A 26813-nucleotide genomic window follows, 5' to 3' on the forward strand; every position below is an offset into this window, starting at 1 on the left:
GTCTTGAGTGGTCATACCAGAAAACATCATTTTCTCAGGTTTAATAATAAACTCAAGCACAAAACGATACTTTTAAGGTGTTTATGAAGTCATTCTTACTCATTTTGTTATTAAGCTGCATCAGCTTCATTTGTCAGGCGAGCTTTGAATTGCCAGGAAGTGGTACCGTTACCTACCCATCTGGTATAAAGAAAGAGTTCAACTTTGGTTTTAAGTGGGACAAAAAGAACAAGCAATTTACCATTGGCTCACAGCAGTACCCGATGGAACAACTACCAGATTCTTACGCCTTAGCATTAACGCTGGCAGGTGATGATCAAGCCGTTTTTGTACAAGAGTTTGCTAATGGTTTCATCTCAGAGTTTGAATGGCAAATTGGCTCACATTTGATTCGTCTTGAAAAAAATCGTTCAGAGTACCCTGTTCGCGGGGATTATGTGCTATGGATTGATCAATACAATTATTATTTAGCCAATGGAAACCCAAGTATTAAGCTGGTATTTGATAAGTCAGGTTTTTTTAAACTTTGATGGTTTTGCGATTTATACCGTACTCGCGTAACTTGTTTGCGATTGCGGTATGGCTTAATCCTAATCGTTTAGCCAATTGACGTGAACTTGGATAAGCCGGATAAAGCTTTCTTAATAACGTTGACTCAAAACGTTTAACCGCTTGATCAAGCGTACCTTCAAAATCTGATTCCAAATAACCTAAATCATTGGTAAAGCTTGGCAACTGTAAATGTTCAATACTTAATTGTTCATCATCTAGTAACGAAATCGCACGATAGAGCGAGTTTTCAAGTTGGCGTACATTACCAGGCCATGGGTATTGCTGTAAAAACGTCGCGGTTGTTTCATCAAGCACTGGGGATTTGCGCCCTAACTGATGCGAGTAACGGCTAATAAAGTGTTCCGTCAGTGGAACAATATCAGCCTTACGGTCGCGAAGCGGCGCAAGCTCTAAACTTAAAACATTAATACGGTAATAAAGGTCTTCACGAAAACGCCCTTCTTGTACCATGCCTGGAATATCTTTTTGAGTTGCAGCTAAAATACGCACATTAACCTTGATTTCATTCTCACTACCAACACGTCTAAAAGTGCCATCCTGCAAGAAACGTAATAATTTTGTTTGTAACTGAGGTGACATTTCACCAACTTCATCAAGGAAAACAGTACCACCATCAGCCTGCTCAAGTACTCCTCGGCTCTCTGCGTTAGGTAATGCACAACCAAATAATTCCGGCTCTGCGGCATCGTCTGGTAAGGATGCACACGACAAGGTAACAAAAGGCTTGTTTGCTCTATTTGAAGCATAGTGACACGCTTTTGCTAGTAACTCTTTTCCTGTGCCTGTTTCACCAGTTATTAGAATTGGAGCCTCTAATTGCGCCATTTTACGTGCTTCTCGAACAACTTTGCGCATTGCACTGCTGTTGGTATGAATTGTCGCAAAGCTCTCATTACCTTGACGTCTAAATGCGCTTACTTGCTCACCTAAACGGCTTTGAGATTTGATATTTACCACCGCACCAACAAAGGTAAAACTGTGTTCAGAGTCAGGAACTGAAATAGGCAAAATGTCAGCGATAAAATCTTCGCCATTAACTTCTACACGAGTGGTTTGCGCTAACACTTCATCACTTTCAAGCCAACGGGTGAAGTTAAAGCCTTTGAGCTGTGTGTTAATGTGATGGCCAATTACTTCATTACTTTGTGCATTTAAATCACGACACGCTGAATCATTACACTGCCTAATAATGCCTTTAACATCAATTGAAATAACGCCATCAGGTAATGCGCTTAATAATGTAGTTAATTCATTATGCTCTCTTTCAGATGGTAAAAAAGCCGTCGTTCTTACATCTTCAACCCCTTGGATCAAACGGATCTCAGGCATTATTTTTTGAAACTGCTCAAATTCAATCGGTGGAAAAGAAACATACATCCGACAATTGACAGCATCAACTTCAATACCTTTTAAATCAACTTGATAACTCACTAAAATATTGAGTATTTCCTGCGCAATACCTATTCGGTCTGCACAGTGGATCTCTAAGCGCATAATTTCCCCATTACCAGCTTAAGCACATTGATGTTGATAATACTGAAAAAACAACAGATTGAAAGCAAATTTGTAAACATAAATGAACAAAAAAGCTATAACCAATAACCATTCTGCAAATAAAAAAGGGAGCAAATGCCCCCTTTCTTTTAGTAACCTGGATATACCATCCATTCACCATCATCGAGTTGAATATAAGGTTTGCCATTGAACATCTGCATTCGAGTACCTGAGTTTTCACCAACCATTGGGGTTTTAGGTAAGTCAGCAGCCAATGCAGCTAGATCAAGGCTGCCTTCGAATTGGTTTTGGCGTGTTGCTCGTGCAATTAGTTCAGAAATAGCTAAATAGCTTGATGGCGCTGAAATAACCTTTTGTCCACTATCTGATTTAACCTTCGGACCAATAAATTTTACACCTACAGGAATATCTAAAATAGCTGGGCTTGGAATATCTCGCATACCGGCTATCTGCATTTTATCACCTGCAAGTGAAGCACCGTGCTCTGGAACCATTACTACCATATAGTTACGGCCGCTTTGCTCTAAACGCTTAAAGAACTGGTCGAATTGCTTAAATAATATTTCTGTTCTTGTACCATAGCTTTTTAAACTACTGCCAAATTTACTTCGTCCTTCAATCACATTTCCGTCGTGTAAACTAATAGTGTTGTAATAAAGTGCAGCGCGAGGTTTACTCGATGTCAAACGGGATTTAAGCCATTTGTTAAGAACTTGCCCATCATCAAAAATTGGTGTGCCATCAAATGAACGCTGCGCAATTTTAACACCCGAAAGCGACTGCAATTTTGCATCTACTCGACCTTGGCTTTCAACCATACCTAAGAAATTATCAAAATTACCGTTATGGTTCATCGCAAAGTCATTATCAAACCCTAAATTCGCCAAATTTTCAAAAAGATAACATTGCTTGTTTGCATCAGTGTAAAGACCCTGATGAGAGGTTTGGCCACAACTTGCTTTTAATAAACGGATACCAGCTGGACCACTATACGATGTCGCCGAACTAAAATTATCAAACAATAGGTCGAACTGATTAAACAGTGCGTGCTTCGCTAAATTAACACGCTCTAAATCGTCCCAACCGAGCGAACATACGTTAAGTAAAACAATATCAAAATCACCACCTAAATTAGATGAAGGAAATTCTGTTCGTAAACGCGACTGCTGCTGATAAAATGTTTCAATTGATTGTTCTGGGTTTAATGCACTTTGTGCTTGGCTTTGATTAGAGTTAGGCTGGCCATTATTTTTAACTAAAATAGGTTCTGTAGATGCGATATTTTGCGTTGCAAAAAATTGCAAAAATCCAATATATAACACACCCGCAATACTTACAGTTGTAAAGCGAACCCAATTAACTAGGTAAATGTAAATAATCACAAGTACCAATGCCATTGCAACAAATTGCCATGATAAGAAACGTGAGAGTAATTCAATTAAATACGGTAAACTAAAATCACTTAATAGGTCACCACTTTCTAATAGACGTTGTAAAGGTGGTAAATATGAATCGTAATGCAATAAAAATAGCGCTACGACTATGGCAACTGCGTGCTTAACTTTTATTAAAATTGAATGTTTAAACGGCAGCAATAGAAACGCTATAAACGCAATATTTTCTAGTACATGAAGATCAATCACTTCAGAAAAATACAAACCTAGTTTAACTAAAAAGTATAAATTCCAAAGCCCTAAAGCATCATAACGTAATGGGTCTTTGTCTAAGTGCGTAATACTCATAAATTAGTCTTTTTCCTGAGGCTTATAAGGGTGAATGGCTTTGTGTTTAAACGTCCATGTTTTGTAAAATTTAGTAATACCGCGCATTAATTCTTTTGCAAATTGTGCAATGAAAATACCTACCACAAGGCCAAAAATAAACGCCAAGATTATATAAGTTAAATACATTTACTCTGAATCCATTAATTCTAAAGTGAAGGGTTTACACTCTTTCCGACTAGGAAAACGATTGATATCACTAACAACAGATGTACGTCCTGATGTACTCATTGCAAGCGGTTGTTCTTCTAAAGCAGATTCTAACAACTGAATTGAGTAATCTTCTAACTCTTTATTCTCATCAGCGAGTTTTAGGTCACGGCAGATTTCTTCAATATATAAGTCTTGTGAGTAAATTGCGTGCGCCACAAAAAATTCGCTGATGGCTAATCGGAACAATCTCTCAAGTGCATTTGTAACATCATTTTCACGACAACCATGGAGGTATAACAAAACTTGTGAACGATTTGCAGTAAAAAAGTCACCATTTCGTTTAACAGAAAAGAGCCTAAGTGCGTCGATTGCATCAATCCCTTTGATTAAATCAAGGGCAACTAAAACACCGCTAATTCCTGTAGATAAACTGGCTTCTCTTTGTATTTTCACAGCATCAACAAAGTGCTGTGGTGTTAAATAGCCTTTTACCTCAACTCCATTTGCATGTGCTAAAACTGCCTTATAATCTTTTGGTAATACACGTGCAAACTTAACACCTTGAAGCGCTTGGACCTGTGACATTAATCGAGAAATGTCAGTGGTAGTATGTAAAATCAGGTTAACACCTAAAGTTAAAAATACGCATTCGTCGTGATGGCGTAACACACCATCTTTATTTTTAATAACTATTTTAAGCCATGGCCCACAATGCTCCCGTAATTCATAGCATTGCGCTGCAAGTACTGCTTTTTCGACATCTCGTGACGCATAAAGCACAACTGTTGCTGCTTTATTGGATTTAGCACTTTCTAATACACTGTTGTTATCTTCACAAACATGATAATTCGGCGGTAATTTTGTATCACTTGGAAGTAACTCTTTCGCAATAAACACTTGATCTAGGTTTTGTTGATAAAGGATATTATCATCTTCATGATGCTCTTCAATTTGTGCATATGGTGACTCATCAAAGTACAGAAGATAACTTACTTTCGTTGAAATACCCTCACTATGACGCCAAAAATCAAATACTAAACGGTGGTTCATCAAGTGGCTGTTTAAATGTGCTAAACCAGCGAGCAGATCATTATGCAAAATGAATTCTTTCGTTTTCTCAAGCGCACTTTTACCAGTCATTAAAAATAGTAAACTTACATTATATTTTTCAGCTAACTGTTCGCTTTTTTGCAAGAATCTAGCAATAAATTTTTCATCGAAACGACTGGTCAATGCTTCTGAAAAATGAATAATTAGATGACCGTTGCTAAAACCAGCATAGAAACTTAACTCTTCAAATGTTTGTTCAATAAACGAAGAACGGTTTTCAATAAAAAACCCTTTATCTAACGAAAAGGTTTGGCAACTAGCCTTTGACCAATGTTTTGCTTTTGCCAAAAAGCGATCTGGGTCTTGAGATATAATAAAGTTTTTATTTTGCTCGTCCAACGAGCTCATTGCTAACTCAATCCCAAAATCTTCGCTGTTAGCAAACAACAAATACGTTGCGCTTTTGGCGATTTTTGCTTGCTCAAGTTGAATACCTGAAAAGTTCAATTTATGCACATTTAGCCCGCTTTTTCATTAGAAACGCATTATTAATACATAACGCATCGATCTATAAAAGTAATACTTTCTATTTAGGTCAAAATATGATTTTATATACAATCATTTAGCTAAGTCCAGCGTCAAAACTGAGAAAACTGCTAAATCCAGATTTGTTTGAGTTTATTACAGTTACATCAGGTTGATAAAACCTACTGAATTAAAGACATTCAGAGGAAAAACAACTCATTTTGTTTAATTTGCCGCGTAATAGAGTGTAATAGTTTAGCCCAATCTAACCGTCTAATAATATTGTAGGTTTAACTTAAGAGGTTAATATTGTGACTAATAGTCAGAACGCAGAATTAATTGAAAATGCATATCATGCGCACGATATTTCTAAACTAGAATCAAAAAGCAACATTGCAGTAGCTGATTACGTTGAGATTACAGAAAAACAAAAAGAGATCAAAATTATTGCTAAGTACGATCTTTTCAGCGAAATTGAAGAAGTTTAACATTTACATTTGAGCAAAGTACATTTTGTATGAATCGAGTTTTTTTTAAAGGCATCAAAGGTGGAACAGGGACAACATCTATTATTGCCAATATTGCAACACTACTAGCTCAAAGTAAACACAGTGTGTTGTGTATCGATCTCGACCCAAAAAATGAACTTTGTCTTCATTTAGGGCATCAATGGCATAATCAGATAGGTTGGTCGAATAAAGCCATAGATGCTGATGCAAATTGGAGTGATTCTGCTTTTATCAACGAAGATAATGTAAAGTATGTGCCATTTGGCTCGGAATCAACCAATACTTTTGCTCTTTGTACATTATTAAATCAATCGAAACGCCTAAACCTTGAAGCTAATAGCTGGTTACTATTTGATGTGCCGAGCCATATTTCTCTTGAAGAATTACCTCTCGATGAAAACGACTTAATAATCAATATTGTTACCTGTGATGCTGGCTGTTATAGCCAAATTAAAAAAGGTCATTCAGGTAGTAACGGCTTCTATTTAATTAATCGCTTTAATGCAAGCAACCCATTAGAACTCGATGTTTATCAGATTTGGCGTGCAAATTTAAATCAACTAGCACCTTTTTTTATTCACTTTGACAGTTCAGTTCCTGAAGCGCTTGCGGCAAAAAATGTGTTAATCAACTGCTCTCCTTTGAGTGTCGTAAAGGAAGACTTTCAAGCTTTGGCAAGTTGGTTAAATAACAAACGCAAAAGTTTGTCGAATTCATTATGAGCGATAGAGTTTTGACCAGCCCGCAATTCGGCATTAGCTTAATTAAATCACGCTACAACTATTTCTTTGAAGAGAATAGCTATAGTGTTTTTATGTCAATTCTACTGACAATTAGCTATTTTCTTCTACATGCTTTTATTAAATTAGAACGCATTGATTTCAATAATGCATTTTATCGTTATTTCCCACAGTTAAAACCAAACCGTTTCCGTCTTGGCGATCCGCTTCGTTTTATGATTCAGCTGCTATTTTTAACATTGGTGAAATTTAAGCGAGATAGTAAAGAAGTCCGTGAAAAAGAAACTAAATACTCAATTTTTAAAATCTTACCTTTGTTTATTGATTGGGCTATTCGCTTTGATAAATGGTTTACTTTAAGGGTGAGGCAATCGCTCAATAAAGAAATAAACGAAAGTACCCAGACTGGTTTCCAAAAGCTTACTGCAGCAGATTTTTGGGAAAACCCTCATATCACAAAGATACTGCTTGCAGCAGTACTTTTCTTGCTTGCAATTTTCATTACAGTACCTTTTTCACTTGAAGCACAAGCTATTTTTGTGAGCTTAATTTTATTTATCGCATATTCACTTCGTGGTATCGAGGGACCACTGCCAACTATTGTAATGATAACACTATCAGTGACTACTTCTACACGTTATATTTGGTGGCGTTTTAATGAAACCCTTAACTGGGGTGATCCTATCGCCCTCTTTTTAGGCTTTGGTCTACTCGCCGCAGAAGCATACGCATGGTTTATTCTAATTTTAGGTTTCTTCCAAACAATTCGTCCTCTTAAACGTAAACCAGTCAAGCTACCGAAAGACACCAGCAGTTGGCCAACGGTTGATGTTTATATTCCAACTTATAACGAGCCATTAAGTGTTGTAAAACCAACAACCATTTCTGCATTGGCACTCGATTGGCCAGAAGATAAACTGAACGTTTATATTCTTGACGATGGCAAGCGTGACGAGTTCAAACAATTTGCTGCCGAAATAGGTGTTGGCTATATAGTTCGCCCTACAAATTTCCATGCAAAAGCAGGTAACTTAAACCATGCTATGCGTTACACTGATGGCGATTTAATTGCCATTTTCGACTGCGACCACGTTCCTGTTCGTTCATTCTTACAGATGACAATTGGTCAGTTTGTCGAAGATCCTAAAATGTGTCTGGTGCAAACACCTCACCATTTTTTCTCTGCCGATCCATTTGAAAAGAATCTCGGTAATTTCGCTCAAATTCCTAACGAAAACATGTTGTTCTATGGCCTTATTCAAGATGGCAATGACCTGTGGGATGCCACATTCTTCTGTGGTTCTTGTGCCGTAATTCGTCGTAGTGCCATCGAGGAGATTGGTGGGTTTGCTTTTGAAACAGTAACTGAAGATGCCCACACAGCCCTGAAAATGCAGCGTAAAGGCTATCGCACAGCGTATATCAATATTCCACAAGCAGCAGGTCTTGCAACAGACAGTTTATCAACCCATGTAGGACAACGTATTCGTTGGGCAAGAGGCATGGCGCAGATCTTTAGAGTAGATAACCCTCTGCTTGGACGAGGGCTTTCACTAAGCCAGCGCTTTTGTTATCTCAATGCGGCCATGCACTTTTTTTCTGGTATTCCACGTATAGTGTTTTTGACCGCCCCGCTGGCATTGATTTATTTTGATGCATACATCATTTATGCGCCCTTTTTAGCAATTTTATTGTATGTTGTACCCACCTTAATGCAGGTAAAAATCACCAACTCCCGAATTCAAGGTAAATGGCGTTACTCGTTTTGGGGTGAAGTATACGAAGCAGTACTTGCATGGTATATATTAAAACCAACAACAGTTGCGCTTTTCGCTCCTAATAAAGGTAAATTTAACGTAACAGAAAAAGGCGGTTTAACCGATAAAGATTTCTATGACTGGGAAATCTCTAAACCGTATTTATTCTTAGCTACCATCAATTTAATTGGATTAATCATTGGTGTTTTTCGCATATTCTTTGGTGACCCTGTGCAAATTGGTGTGTTGTTAATTAGTATGGCCTGGGCGTTATACAACTTTATGATTTTGGGAGCTGCAATCGCAGTTGCTGCAGAAGCAAAGCAAGTACGTCGTTCTCATCGAATTTCAGCCGATTTCCCTGCTGCTATTCGTGATACTCATGGTAGAACTTTTAAAGTACGTGTTACCGATTTTAGTGATGTTGGTGTGGGTGTTAGTTTACCCGCAGACGATTTAATTAAGATTGAAAGTGATATTGAACTTATTATGTCACGTGGTCGTCGTCAGTTTTCATTCCCTTGCAAAGTGATTAATGCGCGAAAAAATCGTGCAGGGCTTATTTTAAGTGATCTCTCTTTAGAACAAGAAAAAAATTACATCGAATCTACATTCAGCCGTGCCGATGCTTGGCTCACATGGCAAGATAATTTCACGCATGATCTTCCCTCTGAAAGTTTTAAGCACGTGCGCCAAACCAGTGTTCGTGGTTTTAAGAGCTTAATTCTACATGCGCCTGAAAATGCAAAGAAATACATAACAAAAATTGGTAATATTTTAATTTTGGTTGGCTCGTTTATGCCGCAAAAACCAAAACTGGGAAATTTAAATTATGAAAGTGCTAACTAAAGTAGCAGGAAGCATATTAGCGCTCTGCACGCTATACAGCGTGAATGGCTCTGCAACCACGAGTGATAATCTTGCATCTAGTAACTTTGCCGGCAACACTATCAAAATTGCTGAAAACAAAGATATCTACAAAGACGGTTACCCTGAAGCTGGGCCTCGCAGTACCTTATCTTACACCTTTGAGCAGTTAAATCGTCCTGACATGCGTCTTCGAGGTGTACAGGCCAGCCGAACGGTGGATTTCACCAACCGTGTAGACCATATCATTACTGATTTAAGCCTTGATTTTGCGTTTACTAGCTCACCATCTCTTATTCGTGAACTTTCGCATTTAAAGGTGTATTTAAATGAAGAAGTGATGGCTACTATTCCAGTTACTGATGCTAGCCCTGAAAAAGTAAATGAAGGTATGCAGCGTCATACCATCAAACTTGAACCTAAATTTGTAGAAGATTTCAATACCTTACGGTTTGAATTAATTGGCCACTATACTCGTGAATGTGAAGATCCATTCCATTCGAGTATTTGGGCTGATATTAGTCGCACAAGCCGTATAACTTATACCGAACAGCAATTGCCATTTGAAAGTTTACTTGCGCAATTCCCTGAACCTTTTTTTGACGAACGTGATTACTCTCAACTAAATTTACCATTTGTATTTAATGAAACGCCTGACAATACTACCCTGCATGCTGCGAGTATTTTAAGCTCTTGGTTTGGTGCTAAAGCAAACTGGCGTGGTGCAAAATTCCCTGTAAATTACAATGAGCTACCTAGTTCACACAGTGTGGTATTTGCCACAAACGATAACCGCCCAGATTTTCTTGCTGATTACCCTGACGTAGATGGCCCTATTGTTGAAGTAATTGCGAATCCAGAACATAGATACCAAAAGCTATTGCTTATCTTAGGGCGTAATAGTGACGATTTAAAAGTAGCTGCCGAAGGCCTCGCCTTAGGTCTACCTATGATGACAGGGCGTACTGCGAAAATTAATAAAGTCGAGTACATTGAACCTCGCAAGGCTTACGATGCACCGCGTTGGATCCGCTCTGATCGCCCTGTTCGTTTTGGCGAATTAGTCGAGTACAAGAACCAGTTACAAGCTATCGGTTACAGTGCACCACCAGTGAAACTGGATGTGCGTGTTGCCCCTGATCTCTTTACTTGGTACACCGATGGTTTACCGATCGAATTAAAATACCGTTATACCCCTCCTACAGATAAAGGGGTATCTCGTCTTAATATGTCAATCAACCAAGAGTATGTCCAAGGTTATAAACTTGACCCAGATGAATTCTCAACGCTGGTAGATGAAGATATCCGCATTCCTTTGCTATCAACGGACGATACCGATAAAGAACGCTACTTCACTGTTCCTGGTTTTAAAGTTGATATTAAAAATGACGTTGCTTTTGAGTTTTTATTTTCAACTGAAAAAGAAGGCTTTTGTCAAACCACTGCTCCTGAGGGCACAATTGGTTCCATTGACGAAAACTCAACTATCGATGTATCCGGATATCACCACTATATTGCGATGCCTAATTTGCACGCTTACGCGCAAGGCGGATTTCCATTCACTAAATTTGCTGATTTAAGTGAAACGCTTATTGTGCTGCCTGAGTCACCTAACCGCGACGAGGTAGAGACACTTCTCACAGCGACAGGTCATTTAGGTCAAACAACAGGTTACCCTTCTTTAAAAGCAACGATCTTAACCGACAATGGTGCTGAAATTGATTTTGATAACAAAGATATTTTACTAATTGGTTCACAAACTGGTGCAGAGAGCTTTGCGCAAGTTGAGCATATATCAGTACTAATTGATCACTCTCTAAGAGAAATTAAGCAGGCAATTTACGAAACTCAGCCATACAAATATGCAAAAACCAACGAGGATGCATCAACCCATGTATCGCTTGAGAGCTATGGTTCACTTGCTGCAATTGCCGGCTTCCAGTCACCATTTAACGATGAGAGAAGTGTCGTGTCTATCATGGCTGCATCAAGTAATGACTTACATTTGATCAACAACACTTTAATTGATGGTGCTAAATTGATCGAAGTACAAGGTACAGCAACCATCATTAACCCTTATAAAGTTCACCAGTCTCACCTTGGTGAGCGCTATTACGTTGGCTCATTACCACTTCATACATTAATTTGGTTCCATTTATCTGATCATCCATTGCTATTAGCATTTATGACCATTATTACATTACTTATTTTATCTGTTATTTTATGGCGTGTACTAAACACATTAGCACGCAAACGTGTTGGCGATAAGGAAGACTAATTATGAAAAAGTTACTCATTGTATTATTGCTTCTAATGCCAACATTCTTGAAAGCTGAAAGTTGTATGGTTTGGCCTGAGTGGCAAACATTTAAAAGCAATTTTATTTCAAAAGAAGGCCGAGTCATTGATTTAGGCTCTGAGAAAAATATAACCACTAGTGAGGGACAATCTTACGGTTTATTCTTTGCATTAGTCGCAAACGATCAAGAAACCTTTGATAAGTTACTTAACTGGACCGAGCGTCACCTTGCGGAAGGTGATTTAAGCGCTCGTTTACCTGCATGGCTTTGGGGCCGTAAAACGCCATCAAGCTACGGTATTTTAGATTCTAACCCTGCATCTGACTCTGATTTATGGATTGCCTATGCATTAGCAGAAGCGAGTCATTTATGGAACGAGCGCCGCTATGCAGTGCTTGCTGCGGTAATGGCAAAGCGCATTTTAAAAGAAGAGACTGAATTTTTACCGGGTCTCGGTTTAACATTATTACCTGCACCTTATGGTTTTAAAGTTGACGACAATACATGGCGCTTAAACCCAAGCTATCTACCACCATTTATCTTCCAACGTTTTATTGAGCTCTATCCAAGTCAACCATGGCAAGAAGTACTAAATTCATCTTTGGTAGTGCTTTCAGAAAGTGCACCAAAAGGCTTTAGCCCTGATTGGGTGCTATACAATCCCAAAAAAGGCTTCCATTTCACTAAAAAGCATAATGATGAGGGTAACTTCAATGCTATTCGCAGTTATCTATGGGTAGGATTGTTAGCTGATGATGTTAGTTATAAAGAGCAGTTGCTATTCAAATTTGACCCAATGGCACGCAAAGTAAGTAGTAATCGTGCAGTACCACTCAACACTTATGCTAAAACAGGCCGCACTAACAAAACTGGACCACTTGGATTCCAAGCTGCGATATTACCTTTTATGAAATCATTTGGCGATCGTGTAACTGCCAGCATGATAAATCAAAAAATCAATGCAAATATTGATTATGAACTTAGAAATAACTATTACAGCAGTGTATTAACTTTATTTGGTACTGCTGCAACAAATGCGCGTTTTGAGCTTCAAAATGATGGCTCGTTAGTGCCAGCATGGAGTACCGAATGCAACTAAGAGCGACGGCACTTTTAGTTAGCTGTTTACTTGGGACACACCTTCATGCCAATGAAGGCCTTGATGCACAGCCTATTAGTTGGCTTTTAGAGCAAGTAGAGCTTGGCGAGGCACAACAAAAACCTCAACTGGTGATAGATAGCCTTGCGCGTCTTGAACAAGTTGAACCAGGCAGTCTTGATATAAGAGCGGCATGGATCCGCTACTATTTTGAACAAGGCGAAGTTGAAAAGGCCAAAGAAGAGTTAAAAGCGTTTAAAAAGGACGAACCCTTCTACCCTTATATTCAACGACTAGACAGCATTGCATACATTCATTCGCCTGAAGGTAAGCAAAGGTTAAATTTAGTCAGGGCAAAAGCCGTCGGTGGTCAATCTAAATTAGCTGCGAAAGAGTTCAAAGCACTTTTTCGTGGAGACATTCCCACAGCCCGTTTAAAATTTGAATACGCTAATATTTTGTCTGCAGATCCAGACAGCTGGCAGCAAGCTAAAACACTCTTTACCAAGTTAACTCAGCGCTATCCAAACACCGCAGAGTTTGAAGTTGCCTATGCCCGCCATATTTTGAAACGCAAACCAACTGACAAAAAATCGCTGGCAATTTTACGAAAATATGCAACTCATTCACAAATGCGCATTGAGGTTGAGCGAGTATGGCTAAATGCCCTCGAAGACATGCCGATCAGTACGTTTACCCGTTCACAATATAGCTATTTCTTTAGTCTTTACCCAAATAGCGACTTAGGTAAATTACAGTACGAAGTATTCAGTGAAAAGTTAGTTGCACAATTAAAACTTGAAGCAGATCCAAATTATCAAGCATGGCAGCGTGCTCGCCGCCATATGGCAAAAGAAAATTATGCCCTTGCGGAAAAGCTATTACGTAAAGCTGCTGCAGGAAGACCTAAAGATGCAGATATCGTTGGCGATCTTGGCCGAGCGTTAATGGCGCAAGGAAAACACGACGATGCCCAACAATATTTCTCTAAAGCAGCATCATTGGCACAAACCAGCGATAAGTCAATTTGGCTTGGTTTGCTTAATACCGCTAAGTTTTGGGGGCTCATTGCCAAAGCACGTGTAGCTATCGATGCACTGGAACTTACAGAGGCAGAATCCCTTCTGGCAAGCGCATTAAAACTTAAAGAAGACACTAACACAGTACTCATTTATTCCTCGCAAGTTGCCAAAGCAAAAGGTGATACGAAACAAGCCACTAAATATTTACAAACCGTTTTACGTAGCGACCCAAACAACGCTTATGCACTGTCTTTATTACTGGGTATTGTGGAAGAGCAGCAAGATATCGCTGTTTTGGAACGATTTGAATCAAGCTTAACTCAAAAACAACGTGAAGCGGTCGCGGCGGAAATAAAAGCAGCAAAAACCGCTATCTATCGCGATAAAGCTGAAGAGTTATCGAGTCATGGCGAGCCTCAAGCTGCGATTGCATTACTTGAAAAAGCAATAAAAACGTCACCAACTAATGGCTGGCTTTATTATGATTTGGCATTTGAGTGGCGTAAATTAGGCGATATAGACGCAAGTAGAAAAGTATATAACCAAGCACTTTGGCGTTTTCCAATGAACCCTGAAATTCGCTATACCCATGCGTTATATATGCGCTCTCTAGGTGATTTCCGCGCTGGATTACAAAGTCTGTCTTATATAAGAGTAAAAGATTACACACCGCAAATAAAAGAACTGAAAGAAACACTTGCTCTTGGCGAGCAGTTTGAACAAGTTGATATATTAATCGACACAGAGCAAAAAGCATCAGCTCTTGCCCTTTTACAAGAAATCGAAAACCAGAATGATTTAAGCAACCTGCAAAACGCGCAAATTGCAGCGCAGTGGTACAAGCTTGGTATGCATAATCGCGCTTCGGATCAACTTAGAAAAGCGCTTGATAGCACACCAAAACTCGATTTTTACTGGTATCAGTTATATAGCGAGTGGTTACTTAATGCAGATGACACTGAAGTACTTGATGCTTGGTTCACCAATTTACATATAGCACCTGCTGCAACACAAAGTGAAAAACGTGAAATTGAAAACTTAAAGGTTCGCTATCAAGTAAAAAAACAGCCTGATCGTGAAGAAATTATTTTAACGTCTTATTTAAGTAATAACCCATCAAGTATTCCTGCCAATACTCGATTGTTAGAGTTTGCCCTCAATAAAGGTGAATTTGAGCAAGTAGATTTACTTTACGAAAATGCCCATAAATATGGCGAACTTGAATTTGAAACAGAGTACCAACTGGCACAAAAAGCACTATTAAATAACAAGTATGCGTTAGGTGAGAAAGTAGTCAGCCACCTTGTATACCGTGTGCCTGCTGATGAAAACTATAATCAACGTCGTTTAATGGCGCTTTTATTGGATTTTAAAGATCAACAAAGCGCACTTAGGTTGCAAAAAGATTTATTAGCACTTTCTCCAGCAGATGGCGAATTGCTAAATCTTTCGGGTCAAGTTGCCGACAAATTTGGTGAAAGTGAATTAGCAATCCAATATTACCGTCAAGTTTTAACGAAGCAAGACCTCGATATTGCAGATAAGAAAGTATTACACGAACTTGCGCAAGATAAAGAAACAGATACTTGGTATATGCGTTCTGCTCGCTCTGGCATAGCAAAAATTAAAAACCGTACCGATGGTCATATTGCATTAGCCGGTGATTTTAGCGGTCAAACTAGCACGCAAAATGATCACGAATTAGGCTTAGGGGCAGCCCTTTTTGAAGGCTATTTCCCTTTTATGGATGGGCAACTGTTTGCAAAAGCCGATGCAGTCAGTATTTCGGCTCAACAAACGAACTTTTCAGAGCGTTTTGCGGCAAGCCGATACGGTACAGGTGCGCTTTGTTATGATACTTGTTCATTATTCAGTATCACACCACGTGATCAAGGAATTGCACTAGGCTTTGGTTGGCAAAACGACAACTGGCGAGTTGATATTGGTACTACGCCACAAGGCTTTTTAATTTCAAATATTGTTGGTGGGCTACTTTATCAAAATAGCCTAGGTGACTTCAGCTATGACATTGAAATCGAGCGACGAGCACTCACTAACAGTGTACTATCCTACGCAGGCCTTGAAGATGTTAATCAAAATGAAATATGGGGTGGCGTTACCAGTAATGGTATTACATTAGGCCTTTATCATGATCTAGGACTAGATTGGGGCTTTTGGGCAACACTCGATTATCAATATTATCAGGGTCAAAATGTACTTGATAATGACCGTAAACGGGCGATGACCGGTGCTTATTACCGCTTTATCCAACAGCCAGACTTTGAACTCTCAGTTGGAACTAACTTGTTGTATTGGGGTTATAAACATAATCTGTCAGAAGAAACGTATGGTCATGGTGGCTACTACAGCCCGCAAAAATACTTCGGACTTTCAGTACCTATCACGGTAGATGGTCGTTTTGAAAATGATTTAGTATATCGTCTCAAAGTTAACGGCGGTTATTCAAGTTCGAGCACAGATGCTATCAATTTTTACCCTAATAACCCCGAGCTACAAGCTGTTGCAGAGCTTAAGGCCCTTGAAACAGGCATCGACCCGGTGTTTTCAGCTGATAAAAGCAGTGGTTTTTCATGGGGTATTGAAGGTTTGGTCGAATATCGCTTACAACCGCAATGGTTAATTGGCGCAAGCTTTAATATTGACCGTGCTGATTTTTATGAGCCAAATTACGGACAGATCTACGTGAAATATCTATTTAACCCTATGTACGGTGAATTACCATTGGTACCAAGGTTAATTGTGCCTTACGCCAACTATTAATCAAAAATTAGAAAAGGGAGCCATGCTCCCTTTTTTATTACTGACTTTGACTGCGCCAAAGTGCTGCATAATGGCCATTTTTTTCCAGTAACTGCTGGTGTGTGCCCTCTTCCACCAGCTGACCTTGTTCCAAGTAGAAAATATGATCGGCATCGGTGACGGTTGATAAGCGATGGGCAATCATAATGGCGGTATGATGACGTGCTACTTGCTTAATGGTACGCATTATCGCTTCTTCGTTGTGACTATCAAGCGCTGAAGTTGCTTCATCAAATACCATAATGGGTGAGTCTTTCAATAGCGCTCTTGCTATGGCAACGCGCTGTTTTTCACCACCTGAGAGTTTTAATCCTCGTTCACCAACATGGGTATCAAAACCCTCTTTAAGTGACTCAACAAAGGTTTTGAGATTGGCAGCTTCGCTTGCGGCAATAACCTGCTCTTTACTTGCTGCTAAATTACCATAATGAATGTTATCAAAAATACTGGCGTTAAATAACACCGTATCCTGTGGTACCACAGCAATCACTTTGCGCAATGAGTCAAGTTCAAGCTGAGAGATGGGTTGCTCATCAATTTTTATCTCGCCATTTGTCACATCATAAAAACGACAAAGTAGCTTAGTTAGTGTACTTTTACCGGAACCACTTGGCCCTACAATAGCCACTTTGCTACCGGCTTTAATGTTGAGAGATAACTTGTTTAGAATTGTACGCTCTTCGGCATATCCAAAAGTAACATTTTCAAATGCTATCGCACCTTTGCTTACATCAAGCTTTTTGCCATCAGCATTACGTGAAACTGATGTCTCTACTTTCAGCAAATCAAACATATTTTCAATATTGGTAAGCGAGCCTTTGATTTCACGATAAACAAACCCCAAAAAGTTGAGTGGCATAAATATTTGCATCATAAAGGCATTAACCAATACAAAATCACCGAGCGTCATCGCCCCTGCTTCAACATCAAGTGCTGCAAATAACAGCATTGATGTCATGGCTGTTGCAATAACCAGTGCTTGTCCACCATTTAACGCAAATAATGATAAACGATTTTTGCGACGTGCTTTTTCCCATGCGGCAAGCTCTACATCGTATTCTTTTATTTCGTGATCTTCGTTATTGAAATATTTAACCGTTTCAAAATTTAACAGGCTATCAACGGCACGGGTGTTAGACCGGTTATCAGCCATATTGGCTTCACGAATAAACTTTAATCGCCAATTAGTCACATAAACAGTGAAAGTGATATAAACCACCACAGACACAGCAATCACTAACCCATATTTGGCGCCATACTTGGTAGTTAAAATACCAATTACCAACATCAGCTCAATCAACGTTGGGCCAATATTGAAAACAAAGAAGCGCATCACAAAACTAATGCCCGATACACCCCGTTCAATGTCGCGGGCAAGTCCGCCGGTTTTGCGATCTAAATGAAATTTTAAGTCGAGGTGTTGTAAATGGCTAAAGACTTTCATGCTAATGCGACGCATGGCGCGTTCAGTAACACGACCAAACAACATGTCGCGTAACTCTGACAACACCACATTGGCAAGTCGCAGCACACCATAGGCGGCAATTAAACCAATCGTACCAAGTAGCACCACACTCTGTTGTTGATCTAACGTGTCAACGGTGTATTTAAGAACAAAAGGCAGGTAAACACTGGCAAGCTTAGCAAGTACCAAGCAACAAAAGGCAATAACAATACGCGTGCGAAATTCTAATAAATAAGGTACAACTTGTTTAAAGACGCGAAGATTAAAACTATCATTTTCATTTGGCACAGAAAAACCGCGGCGCATAACTCACTCGTGCTCATTAAGATCAAATATAGGATGTATTATGTATTGGCAAGCAGTTGAACAGCAAATAGAAATCGCATTAAAAAATAAAACGCTCCAGCCACTCACTACACAAAGCCAATCCTTTTTGGATAATGATATTAACTTCACGGTACATTTGCGTGTTCCTAAAAAAATCAAAAAACCTCATCAAGCTACGCAAAAAAGTAACCCATTTTTACCCCATGAAGATGCCATGTTTGTAAAATCATGCCCGCCATCACATAAACTGCTCTTAAATAAGTTTCCCGTATTAAAACCCCATGCCCTTTTATGTAGTAATGATTTTGTTTCGCAGCAAAGTCCACTAACAGAGTCTGATTTTTCGACTTGGCTTGAACATTTAAATTCGCCTTATGATGTCGGCTTTTATAATGCAGGCCCCATTGCTGGTGCCAGCCAAGGACATCGTCATATGCAATTAATTCGCTTAGCACACAGCGAAACTGTATCAGCCATAGCAAAAAAATTGGAAGAAATTAGTTTTGTGCGCTTTGGCCCACTTAATTTAAGGCTGTGTAACGAGTACTACCAACAAGCACTGTCACAATTCGAATTGGATACAAATGAGACTGAAACTGGCGCATATAATTTAATACTGCATAAAGAATTGTTCTGGTTAGTGCCACGTAAAACAGCACATATTGAATCTATTTTCGCAAACGGTTTAAATTTCTGCGGGCATTTTTTAGTGAAAGACGAAGCGCACCTGCATTGGCTAAAGCATTATGGCTTCATTCATTTTTTAAAAGGCTTATGCCTTGATGTGAATAATTAATCGACGAAATTGCATACAAACAGGTCAAATCTGTTAGATAAGGGCTTTTGTTTAAAAAACTCTCTAGGTATACTGGCTGGATGCAGTTTGTATTAATAACCTTATTTTACCCCTCGTTCAGTATGTTTATTAACACAAATCTGTTTACTGGGTAACCGTTACCCAAACACACATATTGGCCGCCCGTTCAAACCGAAAGGTAGTAACAACAATAATAATATTGGCCATAACAACAATTTGAATTAGGAAGCATACGATGAATTCAGTCCCTAAAGCAGGTGAAATGTTAGGCCACCCGAAAGGTCTATTCCTGCTATTCACTACAGAACTATGGGAGCGCTTTAGCTACTATGCAATGCGCGCTATCTTAGTACTTTATCTAGTAGACCAAGTATATTCTGAAGGCGGTAACGGTATGGGTTGGACCCAAGCCGATGCACTTTCAATGTACGGTACATTTACCGGTCTTGTTTACCTTACGCCATTAATTGGTGGTTGGTTAGCAGACCAATACTTAGGCCAACGTAAAGCAATTTATATCGGTGGCTTCTTAATGGCCGCTGGTCAATTTATGCTAGGTACACCACACGCATGGGTGCCGGGCATGGAAACAGAAGCCTTCTATGTGGGCTTAGGTCTATTAATTGCTGGTAACGGTCTATTCAAGCCCAACATTTCGACCATGGTTGGTGACCTTTATGAAGAAGGTGATAACCGTCGTGACGGCGCATTCACTATTTTCTACATGGGTATTAACGTAGGTGCAGCACTTTCAGGTATCGTTGTAGGCTCAGTAGTAGCGCATTATGATGGTAACTACCAAGCTGGCTTCATCTGTGCAGGTATCGGTATGGTACTTTCACTTATCATTCAATTCTTATTTGCACAAAAACTACTTGGCAACATTGGTACTGTACCAGCAGCTAAACTTGAAAAAGAAAAGCAAACTGAAGTTCGCAAAGAGCCATTAACTGCTGTTGAGCGCGACCGTATCAAGGTAATCATGGTGCTTGGTCTATTCACTGTTGTTTTCTGGGCAGGCTTTGAACAAGCTGGCGGCCTGATGAACATTTTCACTAACGAATACACAGACCGTAACATTGGTAGTTTTGAAGTACCAACAACTTGGTTCCAATCATTAAATGCGATTTTCATCGTTGTATTTGCGCCTGTAATTGCCTCTATCTGGATCCGTCTTGGTAATAAAGAGCCTAATTCACCAGTTAAATTTGCACTTGGCCTTATCTTATTAGGTATTGGTTTTGTATTTATGATGGGTGCGGTTATGGAAATGGATGGTGACCCTACAAACAAATCAAGCATGTGGTGGTTAGTTGGTGCATACTTCTTCCACACAATGGGTGAATTATGTTTATCACCAATTGGTTTATCAATGGTAACTAAACTTGCTCCACTGCGTATTGCATCATTAATGATGGGTGCTTGGTTCCTATTTATTGCAATTGCTAACAAAGTTGGTGGTATCGTTGGTTCATTTATTGGTCACGGCGAAACAACTAAAGAAGAGCAACTTGCAAATGCTATGTCTATCTTCGGCGGTATCTTTATTACTGCAATTGCTTCAGGTGTTCTACTGTACTTTATGGCAGATAAACTTGTTGATTGGATGCACGGTGCAGAAGACCGTAACCATTCAGAAGAAGAAGTATTAGAGGAAGAGCTGGAAGTGACGGCTTCTCGCTAATACACTTATTTAAAAAAAAGGGCTCATAGCTTGCTATGAGCCCGGTTTTTTTTTATGTCATGAAGTGTAATTGAAGCTTAGCTATCAGATATGGTATTTTTCACTCTCAATATAATTCTTTTGGGTGATCTGTGAAAATTTCCAAGTTACTGAGTTTATTCTTGATATGTTTGACCCTCATCGCATGTGGCGGTGGCGAGACTGAAAAAGTATATGTCCCCGACCTTGAGCAAGGCGGTGTTATTAGCCCAACGATGAGTTTAAATGCAAATTTTGATAATGGCTTGATGAACTTACGCATTCCGGTTGGCGCATCCGACAGTGACTTTACATTGAAAGTAAGCTCTTCGCCAAGCACTTCAATCAGTGATGATTATCAAATCATCTCAAATACATACACCCTATCACCAACCGATAAAACCCTTATCAACCCCATTCAAATGGAGATTTTTGTTGATTTAACCAATTACCAACAAGGTAAAGTGTATATCGCTCGGTTAGAAAACAATGTATGGAACCCCATAACAAGTAGTTTAGGGACAGCAAGCGTTAAAGCCGACCTGTTACTTTTAGGTCAATACGCTGTAATTTTTGAGCCAAAGCGTGAATTAGTGATTAGTAAAACGATAGGACCAGTCTGTGATAGCAACACAGCTTCACAATCATTACGCTTTATTCATGTTGCTGACTTGCATTCTCGCTTTGGCTACAAGGAGCAACTATTTAGCCGTATTAAAGGCTATTATCAAAATGCCAAAGCTGAACAACCCTATACGATATTCACTAATGGCGGTGATGATTATGAAAAAGGCACTGTTGCAGAGCAAATTTCTCAAGGGCTAGCAACCGTAGATGCCATTAAAGCCATGGAATTTGATGTACGTGTTGTTGGCAATCATGACTATGCATGGGGTCCTGAACAACTGCTAAATTATGCCAATGACGATCATGCTATTGTTTTGGCGAGTAATACGCGATATATCGGTAATGACGAAAATGGTTTTTCCGCTGTTGATTTTGCCGCGGTTCAGGTTGGCTGCCTTAAAGTAGGCTTTTTTGGTATGACATCAGTACCTTGGAATGAATTGGATGAACCACTAGAAACATCACCTATTCCTGATTTTATTCCGGACTTTAGGATGAACTGGGATTGGACATCCATAGCACAAGGCATAGTCAACACTTATCGTGAGGATGTCGATTTTATGGTGATGCTAAGTCATATGGGAATAGGTGGTGACACACGTATTGCTGAGAATATTACCGGTGTTGATCTGGTATTAGGTGGGCACACTCATGGTGGTGAAAGTATTCAAGCGCTTGAAAATGGTGCATTAGTAATTCAACCAAACTTTTTTGCTCAAGGCTTAACCGATCTCACTCTCACAATCGATACCATCAACAAAACACTTACTAACTATGACTATAAAACTCAATTAACCAGCACAATAGATGTTATTGACTCGCAAATGGCGAATAGTATCGAACAGATTATGGGGCGCTATGCACCTGATGCAAACACTGCCATTGCATTTTCTGAAAACTACCCAAATGAAAATCAAACTGCTGAAATTTTAGCAAATGCTACATTTTTTACTCATGGTGTTGATGCGGCCTTGTTCGATCCAATCCAAGTGCAAAATCGTTGGACACCAGGCAAATTGACCCAAGAAAAATTCCATGAAACCTATTATGTAGAAAGGCAACCATCAGACACACCTGGATTCAATGCACTTTACGAAGTATCCGTTACTGGAAGCGAACTAAACCAAATGCGCTTAGCAAAGCCTGATTGGATCTTTAAATTAGCATCTGATAAATCAATTAATAATGACAAGACATACCGCGTAGCATTACAAAAGGGACCTGCCTTTAATGGCAGTCTATTCTTTTCATCTGTGACCCTGCCTGAGTCTACGGCATTATCGGAGTCATGGTGGGCACTTGACCAATATGCCCGTCACCGTACCAGTCAATGTGTGCATATCGATACCAATCAGCCACTTAACAGCTGCCTTCGTGATGACAATATTACTATTTGGAATTTTAACAACTTAGACGCGCCATTTGATGCAGATTTTGGCCCAGGTGAACTTAAATACTTTGATCCACTTGGAAAAAACTGGGGCCCTGAACGTAGCCCTTTTGTCACTACTGCATCAGCAAATATTACAAGTTTACCCGACGGTGACTCAGGTGTACTGGCATTTGGCCGCCATAGCCCATCTCAAGGTTTAGAACTTGAACATAACGCACCAGCTAACGGTGACTTTTACTTTAGCAATAAGGTCTCAGACTACACCTTAGTCATGGATATCATGTGGCCAGAAACAAGCGTTAATGAATTTAGAGGGCTGTTACAAACAGATCCGCTAAACAACGATGATGCCGATTTATTTGTTGATAGAGATACCAATGGTGTTGGCATTACCACCCGAGACAGCGGTTTTTTTGGCAACTTACAAGCCAATACCTGGTATCGCATTGCCATTGTATTTTATGCCGCACCAGAAAACGGCGTACTAAAGGTATTTATTAATGGTGAATTGGCAGGTGAAAAGGATGAAGGTGAAATTGGTGAGCGTTGGGCGTTAAACGATACCTTATTGCTACTGACCGATGATACCTACGAAACAGAACCAGGTTTTTTAAACGCATTACTATTTGCAGGCCGTAGTTTCGATGCAGATGAAATTGCCTCACTTGGTGGACCTAGTAAAACACTGCGTTTTAATCAGCAAACTCGCGAATTAAATCAGAAAGTAGAACGTCACAGTGAGAGCGTAAAGACCATGGCAGTTAATCCATGGCTATTGCAACGCCAAAAATTCTTTAAAGCAAAGTAATAAGCATTCATTCTAAGGGGCATTTATGCCCCTTAAATCATCAACTCTGCGTGTTAATACCTTTTTGTAAATTAACCTGTACAAATTAGTGTATTTTTTGTACTCACATAAAGTTGTGTTATTAGTCTAAATTTTTGCCATTTGGTTATTTAAACCGCACAAATCAAAATTTTGCTATTAAATTTTTACTGCTTTCTGCCATAAAAATTTACCTTTACCTAAAAATACACTCAAATACTGCATTTTTGTATTTAAAACTTTACGAAGTAGCCTACTTAACAAAAACAAGCGCCCTCTTTCCCTCAGCTCAATTTTGAATAATTATCTAGCCAAATCGTGTTTAAAGAGTTGGCCACTCCAACTAACTAAGCCATCTCTCACTCTTTAGGGGACTAAAAATGACTACTGCAAATAACCCACTAGGTTTATTAGGTATTGAATTCACAGAGTACGCAACGCCAGATGCAGACTATATGGACAAAATCTTTGCTGATTTCGGCTTCTCAAAACTGAAAAAATTTAAAGGTAAAGACATCACTTATTACAACCAGCATGATATTCATTTTTTACTAAACAATGAGCGTGGTGGTTTTTCAGCTGAATTCGCTAAATCTCATGGTCCAGCTATTTGTTCAATGGGTTGGCGAGTTGAAGATGCGCAAAAAGCATTTGATGTAGCAGTTGAGCGCGGTGCAAAACCTGCAACTGATTCAACGCACAAAGACTTACCATACCCAGCAATTTACGGCATCGGTGATAGCTTAATCTACTTCATCGACGTGTTTGGTAACAAAGGCTCTATTTACCAAAATGATTTCGAAGACCTAGCTGAGCAAAATATTGTTGAAGACAAAGGTTTCCTTCGTATTGACCACCTAACTAACAATGTTTACAAAGGCACAATGGAAACTTGGGCTAACTTCTATAAAGACGTATTTGGCTTTGAGGAAGTTCGTTACTTTGACATTAAAGGTCAAAAAACTGCACTGCTTTCATATGCACTTAAATCACCGTGTGGCACATTCTCTATTCCTATCAATGAAGGTAAAGACGATAACAATAACCAAATTGATGAATACTTAGATGAATACAATGGTCCAGGTGTTCAGCACTTAGCGTTTTTAACAAATGACCTTGTTGGCTCGTTAGACAAACTAGACCAGACAAATATCGCAACGCTTGATATTGTTGATCATTATTACGATACAATTTTTGACCGTGTTCCTTGGGTTAAAGAAGACAAAGAAAAAATCAAAGAACATCAAATCTTAGTTGATAGCCAAAGTGAAGACTGCTACTTACTGCAAATTTTCACTAAAAACTTATTTGGTCCAATCTTTATTGAGATGATCCAACGTGTTGATGACGGTGGTTTCGGTGAAGGTAACTTCCAAGCGCTGTTTGAATCAATTGAGCGCGACCAAGAGCGTCGTGGTGTTATTTAATTAATACCTAATACAAATAAGCCCAATAAGCAGCATGTAATTTTATATGCTGCTTTTTCCACTTTAAGTCTTTAAAAATAACTGTTGTGTAGCAATATAAGTAAACAGTTAAAAATAAAAGGGTGCATTATGAGCGCAATTAATAAAACACATGACGTAAACCTAAAGAGCTGGGTTGCGTCTGCAAATGTGAGCGGTACCGATTTTCCTATTCAAAATTTACCTTTTGCTGTTTTCCGTAGAGCAAATAGCAATGAAGAATTCCGTGGCGGTGTTGCCATTGGTGATTACGTTCTTGATTTAGACGCTGTCGTTGCATCAGGCGTGTTAACAGGCTTAGCACTTGAAGCAGCAACTGCGGCCAATGCTCCTGCTCTAAACGAGTTTATGGGTATGGGTAAAGCACATTGGTCAGCACTTCGTTTAGCATTAAGCGAAGCCTTAACTGAAGGTTCAGCTCACCAATCTGCTCTTGAATCAGCGCTTGTAGCACAAACTGATGTTGAATACTCACTACCATGTCATATTGGTGATTACACTGATTTTTACACATCTATTTATCATGCAACGGCAGTAGGCAGTTTATTCCGTCCAGATAATCCATTATTACCAAACTACAAGTGGGTTCCGATTGGTTATCATGGTCGTGCATCATCAATTGGTGTGTCAGGCCAAACATTCCCACGTCCAAAAGGTCAAACAAAAGCACCTGATGCAGATGTACCCTCATTTGGCCCAGCAAAACGCATGGACTACGAATTAGAGCTTGGTATTTACTTAGGCAAAGGCAATGAGCTAGGAGATGCTATTAGCATTACTGATGCAGAAGATCATGTATTTGGTTTTTGTCTCTTCAATGACTGGTCAGCACGTGATTTACAAGCATGGGAATACCAACCACTGGGTCCATTCCTTGCGAAAAACTTTGCATCAACAGTGTCACCTTGGATTGTAACGACTGAAGCACTTGCGCCATACCGCACTCAGTGGCATCGCGATGCTAACGACCCGCAACCACTTGAGTATTTAGAATCAGCGCACAACCGTGAAGCAGGTGCATTTGATATTCAGATGGATGTGTTACTTGAATCTGAAAAAATGCGTGTTGACGGCGTAGCTGCTAGCAAATTATCTGAGTCTAGCTTCAAACACAGCTACTGGACAGTTGCACAAATGGTTACGCACCACACAGTAAATGGTTGTAACTTTGTACCTGGCGATATGTTAGGTTCGGGCACCCAATCTGGCCCAGAGCATGAAGAAGCGGGTTCAATGCTTGAGCTATCACGGGGTGGCAAGGAAACCATCAAATTAAGTAACGGCGAAGAGCGTACTTTCTTAGAAGATGGCGACAAAGTGATTATGCGTGGTTGGTGTGAAGCTGACGGCTTTAACCGCATTGGTTTTGGTCGCGTAGAAGGCACTGTGCTACCTGCGAAATAAACTCAAATGCATTTCATGGTGGCAAGCTAATTGCCACCATACTCCCACCCTTTAGTATGAATTACTAAATTTTTC

The 26813-nt window shown here is 39.5% G+C and carries 17 protein-coding genes; 12 read left to right on the forward strand and 5 right to left on the reverse strand.

Annotation, left to right across the window (positions count from 1 at the left end; genetic code table 11):
• The first annotated feature begins 83 nt into the window (after positions 1 to 83).
• The gene (locus ON073_RS03600; RefSeq protein ID WP_274760502.1) at positions 84 to 530 is read left to right on the forward strand and encodes a hypothetical protein; all 447 of its coding nucleotides are present in this window, start codon (positions 84 to 86) and stop codon (positions 528 to 530) included.
• Here the strand turns inward: ON073_RS03600 and tyrR are convergent.
• The 4 genes from tyrR to bcsE form a co-directional block, all read right to left on the reverse strand.
• Positions 520 to 2067: a transcriptional regulator TyrR gene (tyrR, locus tag ON073_RS03605; protein WP_274760503.1), complete on the reverse strand. Its 1548-nt coding sequence runs from the start codon at positions 2065 to 2067 to the stop codon at positions 520 to 522. The genes ON073_RS03600 and tyrR overlap by 11 nt on opposite strands.
• Positions 2068 to 2216: 149 nt before the next feature.
• Complete coding sequence (gene bcsG, locus ON073_RS03610) at positions 2217 to 3830, reverse strand: cellulose biosynthesis protein BcsG (RefSeq protein WP_274760504.1); 1614 nt, start codon at positions 3828 to 3830, stop codon at positions 2217 to 2219.
• A gap of 3 nt (positions 3831 to 3833) precedes the next feature.
• Complete coding sequence (locus tag ON073_RS03615; protein ID WP_274760505.1) at positions 3834 to 3998, reverse strand: hypothetical protein; 165 nt, start codon at positions 3996 to 3998, stop codon at positions 3834 to 3836.
• Positions 3999 to 5588 (reverse strand): cellulose biosynthesis protein BcsE, encoded by a 1590-nt coding sequence (gene bcsE, locus ON073_RS03620; RefSeq protein WP_274760506.1) that lies wholly within the window; start codon positions 5586 to 5588, stop codon positions 3999 to 4001.
• A 320-nt stretch (positions 5589 to 5908) separates the two neighbouring features.
• Between bcsE and ON073_RS03625 the strand changes: the two genes are divergently transcribed.
• The 6 genes from ON073_RS03625 to ON073_RS03650 are packed head-to-tail and all read left to right on the forward strand — an operon-like array spanning position 5909 to position 16672.
• Positions 5909 to 6085 carry a hypothetical protein gene (locus ON073_RS03625; RefSeq protein ID WP_274760507.1) on the forward strand — a complete coding sequence of 59 codons (177 nt, stop codon included), beginning with the start codon at positions 5909 to 5911 and terminating at the stop codon, positions 6083 to 6085.
• A gap of 29 nt (positions 6086 to 6114) precedes the next feature.
• Complete coding sequence (gene bcsQ / locus ON073_RS03630; RefSeq protein WP_274760508.1) at positions 6115 to 6828, forward strand: cellulose biosynthesis protein BcsQ; 714 nt, start codon at positions 6115 to 6117, stop codon at positions 6826 to 6828.
• Complete coding sequence (bcsA, locus tag ON073_RS03635) at positions 6825 to 9452, forward strand: UDP-forming cellulose synthase catalytic subunit (protein ID WP_274760509.1); 2628 nt, start codon at positions 6825 to 6827, stop codon at positions 9450 to 9452. The genes bcsQ and bcsA overlap by 4 nt, the downstream gene beginning before the upstream one ends.
• Positions 9436 to 11748: a cellulose biosynthesis cyclic di-GMP-binding regulatory protein BcsB gene (gene bcsB, locus ON073_RS03640; RefSeq protein WP_274760510.1), complete on the forward strand. Its 2313-nt coding sequence runs from the start codon at positions 9436 to 9438 to the stop codon at positions 11746 to 11748. Before bcsA ends, bcsB begins: the two co-directional genes overlap by 17 nt.
• Positions 11749 to 11750: 2 nt before the next feature.
• A complete protein-coding gene (bcsZ, locus tag ON073_RS03645; protein WP_274760511.1) occupies positions 11751 to 12869 on the forward strand; it encodes a cellulose synthase complex periplasmic endoglucanase BcsZ in 1119 nt (372 codons plus the stop codon).
• The gene (locus tag ON073_RS03650; RefSeq protein ID WP_274760512.1) at positions 12860 to 16672 is read left to right on the forward strand and encodes a cellulose synthase subunit BcsC-related outer membrane protein; all 3813 of its coding nucleotides are present in this window, start codon (positions 12860 to 12862) and stop codon (positions 16670 to 16672) included. The genes bcsZ and ON073_RS03650 overlap by 10 nt, the downstream gene beginning before the upstream one ends.
• A 37-nt stretch (positions 16673 to 16709) precedes the next feature.
• Here the strand turns inward: ON073_RS03650 and ON073_RS03655 are convergent, their stop codons facing one another.
• Positions 16710 to 18482, reverse strand: coding sequence for an ABCB family ABC transporter ATP-binding protein/permease (locus tag ON073_RS03655; protein WP_274760513.1), 1773 nt, complete (start codon positions 18480 to 18482; stop codon positions 16710 to 16712).
• Between the two features lie 40 nt (positions 18483 to 18522).
• Between ON073_RS03655 and ON073_RS03660 the strand changes: the two genes are divergently transcribed.
• From ON073_RS03660 to fahA, 5 genes are all read left to right on the forward strand, one after another.
• Positions 18523 to 19299 carry a hypothetical protein gene (locus ON073_RS03660; RefSeq protein ID WP_274760514.1) on the forward strand — a complete coding sequence of 259 codons (777 nt, stop codon included), beginning with the start codon at positions 18523 to 18525 and terminating at the stop codon, positions 19297 to 19299.
• A gap of 256 nt (positions 19300 to 19555) precedes the next feature.
• Positions 19556 to 21004, forward strand: coding sequence for a peptide MFS transporter (locus ON073_RS03665; RefSeq protein ID WP_274760515.1), 1449 nt, complete (start codon positions 19556 to 19558; stop codon positions 21002 to 21004).
• Between the two features lie 131 nt (positions 21005 to 21135).
• Positions 21136 to 23850 carry a metallophosphoesterase gene (locus ON073_RS03670; RefSeq protein WP_274760516.1) on the forward strand — a complete coding sequence of 905 codons (2715 nt, stop codon included), beginning with the start codon at positions 21136 to 21138 and terminating at the stop codon, positions 23848 to 23850.
• A 398-nt stretch (positions 23851 to 24248) separates the two neighbouring features.
• On the forward strand, positions 24249 to 25295 hold the full coding sequence (gene hppD / locus ON073_RS03675) for a 4-hydroxyphenylpyruvate dioxygenase (RefSeq protein WP_274760517.1): 1047 nt from the start codon (positions 24249 to 24251) through the stop codon (positions 25293 to 25295).
• A 129-nt stretch (positions 25296 to 25424) separates the two neighbouring features.
• A complete protein-coding gene (gene fahA / locus ON073_RS03680) occupies positions 25425 to 26738 on the forward strand; it encodes a fumarylacetoacetase (RefSeq protein WP_274760519.1) in 1314 nt (437 codons plus the stop codon).
• Positions 26739 to 26813: the final 75 nt, after the last annotated feature.

The organism is Pseudoalteromonas sp. G4 (genome assembly GCF_028875915.1).
GTDB lineage: Bacteria > Pseudomonadota > Gammaproteobacteria > Enterobacterales > Alteromonadaceae > Pseudoalteromonas.

What these genes read in the sequence shown, in the direction of transcription:
- ON073_RS03665 (WP_274760515.1), top strand. Translation starts at nt 19,556, where the DNA reads ATGAATTCAGTCCCTAAAGCAGGTGAAATGTTAGGCCACCCGAAAGGT.
- hppD (WP_274760517.1), top strand. Translation starts at nt 24,249, where the DNA reads ATGACTACTGCAAATAACCCACTAGGTTTATTAGGTATTGAATTCACA.
- ON073_RS03655 (WP_274760513.1), bottom strand. Translation starts at nt 18,482, where the DNA reads ATGCGCCGCGGTTTTTCTGTGCCAAATGAAAATGATAGTTTTAATCTT.
- fahA (WP_274760519.1), top strand. Translation starts at nt 25,425, where the DNA reads ATGAGCGCAATTAATAAAACACATGACGTAAACCTAAAGAGCTGGGTT.
- bcsA (WP_274760509.1), top strand. Translation starts at nt 6,825, where the DNA reads ATGAGCGATAGAGTTTTGACCAGCCCGCAATTCGGCATTAGCTTAATT.
- bcsG (WP_274760504.1), bottom strand. Translation starts at nt 3,830, where the DNA reads ATGAGTATTACGCACTTAGACAAAGACCCATTACGTTATGATGCTTTA.
- bcsB (WP_274760510.1), top strand. Translation starts at nt 9,436, where the DNA reads ATGAAAGTGCTAACTAAAGTAGCAGGAAGCATATTAGCGCTCTGCACG.
- bcsZ (WP_274760511.1), top strand. Translation starts at nt 11,751, where the DNA reads ATGAAAAAGTTACTCATTGTATTATTGCTTCTAATGCCAACATTCTTG.
- ON073_RS03600 (WP_274760502.1), top strand. Translation starts at nt 84, where the DNA reads ATGAAGTCATTCTTACTCATTTTGTTATTAAGCTGCATCAGCTTCATT.
- tyrR (WP_274760503.1), bottom strand. Translation starts at nt 2,067, where the DNA reads ATGCGCTTAGAGATCCACTGTGCAGACCGAATAGGTATTGCGCAGGAA.
- ON073_RS03660 (WP_274760514.1), top strand. Translation starts at nt 18,523, where the DNA reads ATGTATTGGCAAGCAGTTGAACAGCAAATAGAAATCGCATTAAAAAAT.
- ON073_RS03650 (WP_274760512.1), top strand. Translation starts at nt 12,860, where the DNA reads ATGCAACTAAGAGCGACGGCACTTTTAGTTAGCTGTTTACTTGGGACA.
- ON073_RS03615 (WP_274760505.1), bottom strand. Translation starts at nt 3,998, where the DNA reads ATGTATTTAACTTATATAATCTTGGCGTTTATTTTTGGCCTTGTGGTA.
- bcsQ (WP_274760508.1), top strand. Translation starts at nt 6,115, where the DNA reads ATGAATCGAGTTTTTTTTAAAGGCATCAAAGGTGGAACAGGGACAACA.